Source organism: Nocardia sp. NPDC051787 (assembly GCF_040681325.1).
Lineage (GTDB): Bacteria > Actinomycetota > Actinomycetes > Mycobacteriales > Mycobacteriaceae > Nocardia.
In genome coordinates this window covers 244,047-254,014 of sequence record NZ_JBFAYO010000007.1, presented here as the reverse complement: position 1 = coordinate 254,014, position 9,968 = coordinate 244,047, and the positions used below count along the sequence as shown (strand labels likewise).

The following is a 9,968-nucleotide window of genomic DNA, read 5'->3' as shown; positions in this document are numbered from 1 at the left end:
AGTTCGAGACCCTGCTGGGCGAGTACGGGATCACCATGCTGCGCCCGTCCCGTAAACGGGAGAAAGCCCGCTTCGGTGAACCGCTGCTGAAGAAGCTGCGCCAGCTGATCGAGTCGGTCAACGACACCCTCAAAGGCCAGCTCGACCTGGAAGACCACGGCGGACGCAGCTTCGAAGGCGTCGCCATCCGAGTCGCCCAGCGACTGCTGGCGATGGCCGCCGCGATCTGGCACAACCACACCACCGGACAACCGATCACCCGATCCTTGATCGCCTATGACCACTGACAGGCGTTCGGACTTACTCGTCTAGGTATTCCCCCCGGTCGTTTGTGCCCCTGGAAATCCGGGCCCGCGAATCCTCGCCGCCTTCGGGACGCTGAAGTCGGGTAGTCCGCTACTCAGGAATGCGAACAGATCCGTTCATAGAGTTGCAGACCTGGTGCGCATCGCCGTTGGGCGGCAGGAAGGAGACCCGCGTGGCAATCCGAATCGCGTCCGCGATTTTCGTTCTCCTGATCCTCACCGCGGCCGTCGGCTGGTGCGCACTCCCCGAAACCACGAACTATCCCGCCCCCGCGAACGCCGTGTACGTCCGGACCGCCACGCCGGGTCCCGGAGACGCGACCTGTGCGCTCATCCTCGGTTTCCTGATCAGCGGAGCGGCCGTGATCGGCCTGGCCTTCTTCGCCCCGCAAACGCCGAAAGGGTCCCGCACGTGCGGGACCCTTTCGGCCGTTGCCATGGCGACAATCCGGTTCTACGCGCTACTCGTCCAGCGCGCCCGGCGCGGTCTTGCTCACCTGCATGAGGAACTCGAGGTTGTTCTTGGACTTCTTCAGACGGTCGATCAGCAGATCGATCGCCTGGTGCGAGTCCAGGCCGGACAGTACGCGGCGCAGCTTGTGCAGCACCCCCGCCTCGTCGGGGCTGAGCAGTAGCTCGTCCTTACGGGTGCCGGACGGATTGACGTCCACCGCCGGGAAGACCCGCCGCTCCGCGATCTTGCGGTCCAGCTTGAGTTCGGCGTTACCGGTGCCCTTGAACTCCTCGAAGATCACCGTGTCACCGGTCGATCCGGTCTCCACCATCGCGGTCGCGATGATGGTCAGCGATCCGCCGTTCTCGATGTTGCGCGCCGCGCCGAGGAACCGCTTGGGCGGATACAGCGCGGTGGAATCGACACCACCGGAAAGGATTCGGCCCGAGGCGGGCGAGGAGTTGTTGTACGCGCGGCCGAGCCGGGTGATCGAGTCCAGCAGCACGACGACGTCCTTGCCCATCTCCACCAGGCGCTTGGCCCGCTCGATGGCGAGCTCGGCGACCGAGGTGTGGTCCGACGGCGGCCGGTCGAAGGTCGAGGAGATGACCTCGCCCCGCACCGAACGCTGCATGTCGGTGACCTCTTCCGGACGCTCGTCGACCAGCACGACCATGAGGTAGACCTCGGGGTTGTTGGTCGCGATCGCGTTCGCGATGTCCTGCAGGATCGTGGTCTTACCCGCCTTCGGCGGCGACACGATCAGCGCGCGCTGGCCCTTGCCGATCGGCATGATCAGGTCGATGACCCGGGTGGTCAGCTTGTTCGGCGTGGTCTCCAGCCGCAGCCGCTGGTTCGGGTACAGCGGGGTGAGCTTGCCGAACTCGGGGCGGCGCTTCGCCGCCTCGACCTCACCACCGTTGACCGTGTCCAGCCGCACCAGCGGATCGAACTTCTGGCGCTGGTTGCCCTGTTCGCCGTCGCGCGGGGCGCGCACCGCGCCGGTGATCGCGTCACCACGGCGCAGACCGTTCTTGCGCACCAGGTTCATCGACACATACACGTCGTTCGGCCCGGCCAGGTAGCCGGAGGTGCGGACGAAGGCGTAGTTGTCCAGCACGTCGAGGATGCCCGCGACCGGCTGAAGCACGTCGTCCTCGCGGATCTCCAGCTCGCGGGTCTCGCCGCCACCGCCCTCGCGGTCGCGACCACGACGACGTTCCCGGAAGCGGCGTCCGCGCCGACCGCGACCGCCTTCTTCCTCGTCACCGCCGCGGCCCGCAGCGCTGCCGTTCTGGCTCTGGCCGCGCTCGCCTTGGCCGCGCTCGCCCTGGCCACGCTCGCTTTGGCCGCGCTCGCCCTGGCCACGCTCGCCCTGGCCACGCTCGCCCTGGCCACGCTCGCCCTGGCCGCGTTCCCGGCGACGCTCGCCGCCCTGTTCGGCGTCCTGCTTCGCCTCGTCACCACGCGCTTCGGCGGGCGCGCTCTCGCCGCCGGATCGCGCCTGGTCACGACCGCGCCGCTGCCGGCCGCGGCCACGCTGGCCACCCTCGCGGCCGGTCTCCTCGGTGGTTTCGGTCGCGGTGGCGGGCGCGGATTCGGCCTGCGCGGTCTTCGCCGGGGCGGGAGCCTCGGTGGCCGGGGCCGAAGCCGCGGGCGTCACGTCGAGGGTCGCCTGCTCGGCCTTCGCCGGCGCCGACGCGACCGGAGCCGATGCGGTCGCAGAACCGGCCGCGGAATCGGCCTTCGCCGGAGCATCGGACTTGGCGGTCACCGCGGACTTCGCCTCGCCTTTGGCGGGCTTTTCCACCTTCGCCGGTTTCCCGGCGGACTGATTTTCCTTGATGGCGGCGATCAGATCGCCCTTGCGCATTCCGGAGGTACCTCGGATACCGAGTTCCCCCGCGAGGGCGCGCAACTGCGGCAACAACATTCCAGTCAGCCCCGATCGTGCGACGTCGGTGTGTTCGCTCATCTTCGAAATCTGTCCGGATTCACTTTCGCGATCGCCCGTCGGGTTCGATTCCACGCCGGGTGTCGCGAGCAGGTCCGTATCTGTCACGGAAATCCTTTCCTTCCCTCGATCGCCGTGTGCTGTTTCGAGGGTTCGTCCCGCAGCCCGGGCATTCTGCCGGACTGGGATGCGTCCGTCCGGGCGCTATGTGCCGTATCACCTGCCCCGCCGGACCGGCGGCTTCTCCACCATTGGCGAAAGGTGGGGAGTGATCATTCCAGTTGCGCAGCTACGCAGCACCCCCATGGCCTGGAGGCTCGAGCCTGGAGCCTGCTGGAGCGATTGCCCTGATGAAGCACCGGCGTCTGATGCGCACGATGTACGGACTTGCCCAGGATAGCTGTCCATCGCGAATCTCGGCAAGGCAGACTCGCCGTCAGTCGGCCTGGACGCCTTCGGCGAGTCCCGGCTCCACCACACGCAGGCCCTCGGTGGCCGCGAGTTCGCGGAGTTCCGCGGGGAATTCGCTGGTACTCAAGGCCAGGATGGTCGGTCCGGCGCCGGAGACGGTGGCCGCGATCCCCGCCGCCCGCAGGCGGGCGATCCAGGCCGTGGTCAGCGGTAGCGCCGGGGCACGCTGAGGCTGGTGCAGGCGGTCCACGGTAGCCGGCATCAACAGGTCGGGGCGCTGGGTCAGCGCGACCACCGCGAGCGCGGCGCGGCTGACATTGAAGGCGGCGTCGCCGTGCGGCACGACCTCGGGCAGCAGGCCGCGGGTGTGCGCGGTGGACGAGCGCTCCTCGGGAATCAGCACGACCGGTCGCAGCGCGGGATGCGCCTCGAGCCGCACCGCGCGGTAGACGCGACCGTGGTACTCCGCGCCGGGCGTGACATCGCGACCCGCGTCGGCGGCGAGCTCGGTCTCGGCCTCCGTCCACGAGACCACGATTCCGCCGAGCACGCTGGCCGCCGCGTTGTCCGGATGACCTTCGAATTCCGAGGCCAGCTGGACCAATTGATCGGCCGGCGTGGCCAGCGCCGGGTCCAGCTTCGCCGCGAGGGCACAGCCGGCGGCCAGTCCACCGACCACCGCGGAAGCCGACGAGCCGAGCCCGCGCGCATGCGGAATCACGTTGCGGCACACCACATCGAGACCGTCGGCCCACACGCCCACCGATTCCAGGCCGCGCTCGATCGCGCGGACCACGAGATGCGAAGGGCCCCAAGGCACGTCGTCGGCGCCTTCACCCTCAACCCGGATGGTGAGCCCGGAATCGGTGGTGCGCACCTCGATCTCGTCATAGAGACCCAATGCCATGCCGAGCGAGTCGAACCCCGGGCCGAGGTTCGCGGTCGACGCGGGTACCCGCGCGGTCACGGTGAGACCAGCGGGCAACGTCGCGCTGACACCCGCGCCTCGCCCGGTTCCGGTATGCGCGGTGCGCGCTGTGTCGATGATTCGCTCGCTACCGCTCATGAGCTGGCTGTCGCTCGAACTCAACTCAGGCCAGCTCGAGTTCGGCGGCCACCGCAACCGGGTCGACCGGAATCGCCTGCACCTGCGGCATCCCCGACAGCGCCGTGTCGGGATCCTTCAGGCCGTTACCGGTCACAGTGCACACCACGGTGAGCCCGGCATCCAGCCAGCCCTCCTTCCGCGCGGCGAGCACACCGGCGACGCTGGCGGCCGACGCGGGCTCGACGAACACGCCTTCGGTGGCGGCGACCAGGTGATATGCCTCGAGGATCGCCTCGTCGGTGGCGGCGCGGAATGCTCCACCGGACTGCTCCTTGGCCTCGACGGCGCTGTTCCACGAGGCAGGCGCGCCGATCCGGATGGCGGTCGCGATGGTCTCCGGGTCCTTCACCGGCGCCCCGTTGACCAGCGGCGCCGCGCCCGCGGCCTGTACGCCGAGCATGCGCGGCAGCCGGCCGGTGACGCCGTCGGCGTAGTACTCGCGGTAGCCGCGCCAGTAGGCGGTGATGTTGCCTGCGTTGCCGACCGGAAGCGCGTGCACGTCCGGCGCCTTGCCGAGCACGTCGCAGATCTCGAAGGACGCGGTCTTCTGCCCCTCGATGCGCGCGGGGTTCACCGAGTTCACCAGGCCGATGCTGGGGAAGTCGGCGGTGACCTTGCGGGCGAGCTCCAGGCAGTCGTCGAAATTGCCCTGCACCTGGATGATCTTCGCGCCGAGCATGACCGCCTGGGCCAGCTTGCCCATCGCGATCTTGCCCTGCGGGATCAGCACCGCGCAGCTCATGCCGGCGCGGGTGGCGTACGCCGCGGCCGATGCCGAGGTGTTGCCGGTGGACGCGCACAGCACCGCTTTCTGGCCGCGGTACTTGGCGTCGGTTATCGCCATGGTCATACCGCGGTCCTTGAACGACCCGGTCGGGTTCAGGCCCTCGACCTTCAGGTACACCTCGCACCCGGTCAGCTCGGACAGGTGCGGCGCAGGCACCAGCGGCGTTCCGCCCTCGTACAGCGTGACCGGCTCCCAGTCGGCTGCGCCAGCGAGCCGATCGCGGTAAGCCGCGATCAGGCCCGGCCAGCGGGAGTGCACTCCTGCCTGGGGCGCCACGCCAGTCGTACGCCCACCTGGCGACACTGTGGTCATTCTTCGGTGCCTTCCAATCTCAGAACGCTGGTCACGGATGTGACGGATGCCATTTCCGCCAGTGCGGCGACGGTGTCCGCGAGCGCCGACTCGGTTGCGTGGTGGGTCACCACGACCAGGCGCGCACCCGAACCGTGCCCTTCTTGACGGACGGTCGAGATGCTCACCTCGTGCTCGGCGAATTCGCCCGCCACTTTTTCCAAGACCCCAGGACGGTCCTCGACCTGCAGGTTCACGTGATAGCGGGTGGGCGTATCGCCGATCGGCGCGATCGGTAGCTCAGCATAAACCGATTCGCCGGGAGCGCGACCACCGTAGAACTTGTTGCGTGCCGCCATCACCAGATCGCCGAGCACCGCGGAGGCGGTGGGAGCGCCGCCGGCTCCCTGCCCGTAGAACATCAGCCGCCCGGCGTTCTCCGCCTCGACGACGACCGCGTTGAAGGCGCCCGTCACCGCGGCCAGCGGATGCTTGCGCGGGATGAGCGCCGGGTAGACGCGCACCGAGACGCGCTCCTTGCCGCCCTCGTCCGGGCCGGGCTCGCCGGGGCCCGCGTCCACGCGCTCGCAGATGGCCAGCAGCTTGACGGTGCAATCCAGCGCCGAGGCGGTCTCGAGATCCTCGGCGGAGATCCGCGAGATGCCCTCGCGATACACGTCGGCGGCGGTGACCCTGGTGTGGAACGCCAGCGAGGCGAGGATCGCGGCCTTGGCCGCGGCGTCGTAACCCTCCACGTCGGCGGTCGGGTCGGCCTCCGCGTACCCGAGACGGGTGGCCTCGGCCAGCGTCGCCGAGTAGTCGGCGCCGGTCTCGTCCATCGCGGAGAGGATGAAGTTGGTGGTGCCGTTGACGATGCCGACCACCCGGTTCACCCGGTCCCCGGCCAGGGACTGGATCAGCGGGCGCACCACCGGGATGGCACCCGCGACGGCGGCCTCGAAGTACAGATCGGCGCGGTTGCGCTCGGCGGCCGCGGCGAGTTCGCCGGTGTAGTCGGCCAGCAGCGCCTTGTTCGCGGTCACCACGGATTTGCCCGCGTTCAGCGCGGCCAGGATCAGCCGGCGCGGCGGATCGATGCCGCCGATCACCTCGACGACCAGATCGACGTCCTCGCGGGCGACGAGAGCGTCGGCGTCGGTGGTCAGCAGGTCCGCCGGAATACCGCGGTCGGTGCCGAGGCTGCGCACGGCCACGCCGCGTAGCACCACCGGCGCGCCGACGCGGGCACGCAGGTCCTCGGTGTGCTCGCGCAGGATGCGCACGACCTCGGTGCCGACATTGCCCATGCCGAGGACCGCGACCCCGATCGGGCGATCGGTCCCCCAGACGCCGTTCTTCGCGTTCGCCGTCACGCTTCCACCTCCAGGCTGAGCAGGTCCGCCACCGTCTCCCGGCGCAGGATCAGGCGCGGCTGTCCGTCCCGCACCGCGACGACCGCGGGGCGGGTCAACTGGTTGTACCGGCTGGACATCGAATAGCAGTACGCGCCGGTGGCGGCGACGGCGACCAGGTCACCGGGGCCGACATCGGCGGGCAGCCAGGTATCGCGAATGACGATATCGCCACTCTCGCAATGCTTTCCGACCACACGCGCGACCACCGGCCCGGCCTGCGACGAGCGCGAGACCAGGCGGCAGTCGTAATCGGCCTGATACAGCGCGGGACGGATGTTGTCGCTCATGCCGCCGTCGACGCTGACATAGCGTCTGCGCAGGCCGCCGTCCAGCGAGACATCCTTGACGGTGCCCACCTCGTACAGCGTCACCGTGCCGGGGCCAGCGATGGCGCGGCCCGGCTCCACCGCGATCACCGGCACGGGCAGGCCCGCGCGTTCGGCCTCGGCGGCGACCAGGTCGCGCAGGTTCGCGGCGAACTCGTCCAGCGGCGGCGGGTCGTCCGACGGCAGATACGAAATACCAAGTCCGCCACCGAGATCCAGCGTGGAGATCTGGGCGGTGCGCTCGATGCCGAACTTGTCGATGGCCTCGCGCAGCAGGCCGAGCATGCGCCGGGCGGCGATCTCGAATCCGTCGATCTCGAAGATCTGCGAGCCGATGTGACTGTGCAGGCCGACCAGACGCAGGTTGTCGGCGTCGAAGACGCGCGCCAGCGCCTCCATGGCGTCGCCGCCCGCGATCGAGAAACCGAACTTCTGGTCCTCGTGCGCGGTCGAGATGTATTCGTGGGTATGGGCTTCCACGCCGACCGTGACCCGGACCAGCACGTCCTGCACCACGCCGGCCAGGCCCGCGACGGCTTCCAGGCGCTCGATCTCGATCAGCGAGTCGACCACGATGTGGCCGACCCCGGCGGACACCGCGGCCTCCAGCTCGGCCACCGATTTGTTGTTGCCGTGCAACGCGATTCGCTCGGCCGGGAAACCCGCGTGCAAGGCCACCGCGAGTTCGCCGCCGGAGCACACGTCCAGCGACAAACCCTCGTCCCGGATCCAGCGCGCGATCTCACCGCACAGGAACGCCTTGGAGGCGTAGTGGACGCGTGCGTTCGCCCCGAAGGCGCGGACCATGTCGCGGCAGCGGGAACGGAAGTCGTCCTCGTCGACCACGAACAGCGGGGTGCCGAACCGAGCGGCCAGCTCGTCCACCGGCACGCCCGCCAGCCGGACCACGCCGTCGGCGTCGCGAACAGCGTTGCGCGGCCAGACGTTCGCGGGCAGATCGATCATCTGTACCGGGTCGCTCGGACGTTCCGGCAGATTCGGCGCGTGCGGGATCTCGGCGTGCCGGGGCCCGGCGGGGTGCGCGCTCATGCCTGCGCCTCGCTGACGCTCGGCTCCGGCATGACCGCGCAGGCGGCTGTGTCGATGGTTCGCTCGCTGCGCTCGCTCATGCCTGCGCCTCGCTCATAAAAGTTTCCTTCCTCGCTCTGGTCCGGTGCGCGGTCACATGCGCTCCGGCGCACTGACGCCGAGCAGGCCGAGGCCGTTGGCCAGGACCTGACGCGTGGCGTTGACCAGGGCAAGGCGAGCGGCGTTCGTCGGCGAGACGGGCGCGTCGCCCAGCGGCAGGACACGCAGGTTCTTGTTGGTCTGGAAGCGGTGGTAGGCGCCGGCCAGCTCCTCCAGATAGCGAGCCACCCGGTGCGGTTCGCGCAGGCTCGCCGCGCTGGCCACGACCCGCGGATACTCACCCAGGGTGCGGATCAGCTCGCCTTCCTCGTCGGCCGACAGCAGCGCAAGATCCGGAGTAACGGAGTCGTACTCGAACTCGGCGGCATTTCGCGCGATGGACGCGGTGCGCGCGTGCGCGTATTGCACGTAGTAGACCGGGTTCTCGTTGCTCTGGCTGGCCCACAGGTTCAAGTCGATGTCGATGCTCGAGTTCACCGACGAGCGCACCAGCGAGTACCGCGCCGCGTCCACCCCGATCGCCTCGACCAGGTCGTCGAGCGTCACCACGGTGCCGGCGCGCTTGCTCATCCGCACCGCGACGCCGTCACGCAGCAGGTTCACCATCTGCCCGATCAGCACCTCGACGGTGGCCGGGTCGTCGCCGAACGCGGCCGCGGCGGCCTTCAGCCTGCCGATGTAGCCGTGATGGTCGGCGCCGAGCATGTAGATGCACAGATCGAAGCCGCGCGAGCGCTTGTTCTGGAAATAGGCGATGTCACCGGCGATGTAGGCGGCCTTGCCGTCGCTCTTGATGACCACCCGGTCCTGGTCGTCCCCGTATTCGGAGCTGGCGATCCACCAGGCGCCGTCCTTCTCGTAAAGGTCGCCGGAGTTCTTCAGCTTCTCCACCGCCTGTTCGACGGCGCCGGAGGCGAACAGCGAGCTCTCGTTGAAGTAGACGTCGAAGTCGGTGCCGAACTCGTGCAGCGACTCCTTGATGTGCGCGAACATCAACTCGACGCCCTCGGCGCGGAACAGTTCGAGGCGCTGGGCCTCCGGCTTGCTCACCGCGTCGGGGTGCGCGGCCACGATCTTGTCGGCGATTTCGGCGATGTAGGCGCCCGCGTAACCGTTGTCCGGGGTCGGGGCGCCCGTCGCGGCCGCGACCAGCGAGGCGGCGAACCGATCGATCTGCGCGCCGTGGTCGTTGAAGTAGTACTCGCGCACCACGTCGGCGCCCTGCGCGGCCAGGATGCGGCCCAGCGCGTCGCCTACCGATGCCCAGCGGGTGCCGCCGAGATGCACCGGACCGGTCGGGTTGGCCGAGACGAACTCGAGGTTGATCCGGGTGCCCTTCAGCGTGTCCGCGGTGCCGTACGCGGCGCCGGCGGCGAGCACCCGCTCGATGATCGCGCCCTGCGCGGAGGCGGCGAGGCGGATGTTCAGGAAGCCGGGTCCGGCGACCTCGGCGGCGGCAACGCCGTCCGCGTCGGCCAGTGCGTCGGCCAGCCAGGTCGCCAGCTCGCGCGGCTTGGTTCCGGCGCGCTTGGCCACCTGCATCGCGACATTCGTGGCATAGTCGCCGTGTTCCGGGTTACGGGGACGCTCCACGATGACCTCGTCGGGCAGGACCGCAGGGTCCAGTCCACGTTCGACAAGCACCTTCGCCGCGGTGGCGCGAAGGAGATCTGCAAGGTCAGCTGGAGTCACGAGTCTCTATCCTATGGTCTTGGCGGGTGTACACCACGGGGTGGGCACTGCGCAGCCAGCGGATCCACCACGTCGA

6 protein-coding genes and 1 pseudogene are annotated in these 9,968 nt (G+C 69.2%); 1 reads left to right on the top strand and 6 read right to left on the bottom strand.

The features are described from left to right. A pseudogene (locus tag AB0M45_RS10595) lies at positions 1-287 on the top strand (IS982 family transposase); the annotation flags it as partial. Positions 288-766: 479 nt separating this feature from the next. Here AB0M45_RS10595 and rho read toward each other — a convergent pair. The 6 genes from rho to argS form a co-directional block, all read right to left on the bottom strand. Beyond that, complete coding sequence (gene rho / locus AB0M45_RS10590) at positions 767-2,734, bottom strand: transcription termination factor Rho (protein ID WP_364325549.1); 1,968 nt, start codon at positions 2,732-2,734, stop codon at positions 767-769. A 415-nt stretch (positions 2,735-3,149) separates the two neighbouring features. Then, positions 3,150-4,190 (bottom strand): homoserine kinase, encoded by a 1,041-nt coding sequence (thrB, locus tag AB0M45_RS10585; protein WP_364325546.1) that lies wholly within the window; start codon positions 4,188-4,190, stop codon positions 3,150-3,152. Positions 4,191-4,215: 25 nt separating this feature from the next. Beyond that, positions 4,216-5,331, bottom strand: a complete 1,116-nt coding sequence (thrC, locus tag AB0M45_RS10580) for a threonine synthase (protein ID WP_364325543.1) — start codon at positions 5,329-5,331, stop codon at positions 4,216-4,218. After that, the gene (locus tag AB0M45_RS10575) at positions 5,328-6,683 is read right to left on the bottom strand and encodes a homoserine dehydrogenase (protein WP_364325540.1); all 1,356 of its coding nucleotides are present in this window, start codon (positions 6,681-6,683) and stop codon (positions 5,328-5,330) included. Before AB0M45_RS10575 ends, thrC begins: the two co-directional genes overlap by 4 nt. Next, positions 6,680-8,101 carry a diaminopimelate decarboxylase gene (gene lysA, locus AB0M45_RS10570; protein ID WP_364325537.1) on the bottom strand — a complete coding sequence of 474 codons (1,422 nt, stop codon included), beginning with the start codon at positions 8,099-8,101 and terminating at the stop codon, positions 6,680-6,682. The genes AB0M45_RS10575 and lysA overlap by 4 nt, the downstream gene beginning before the upstream one ends. A 132-nt stretch (positions 8,102-8,233) precedes the next feature. After that, positions 8,234-9,892, bottom strand: coding sequence for an arginine--tRNA ligase (gene argS / locus AB0M45_RS10565; protein WP_364325534.1), 1,659 nt, complete (start codon positions 9,890-9,892; stop codon positions 8,234-8,236). Positions 9,893-9,968 lie beyond the last annotated feature (76 nt).

Excerpts from the sequence above, each read along its gene's own strand:
- rho (WP_364325549.1), bottom strand. The coding sequence starts at position 2,734 with ATGAGCGAACACACCGACGTCGCACGATCGGGGCTGACTGGAATGTTG.
- thrB (WP_364325546.1), bottom strand. The coding sequence starts at position 4,190 with ATGAGCGGTAGCGAGCGAATCATCGACACAGCGCGCACCGCGCATACC.
- thrC (WP_364325543.1), bottom strand. The coding sequence starts at position 5,331 with ATGACCACAGTGTCGCCAGGTGGGCGTACGACTGGCGTGGCGCCCCAG.
- lysA (WP_364325537.1), bottom strand. The coding sequence starts at position 8,101 with ATGAGCGCGCACCCCGCCGGGCCCCGGCACGCCGAGATCCCGCACGCG.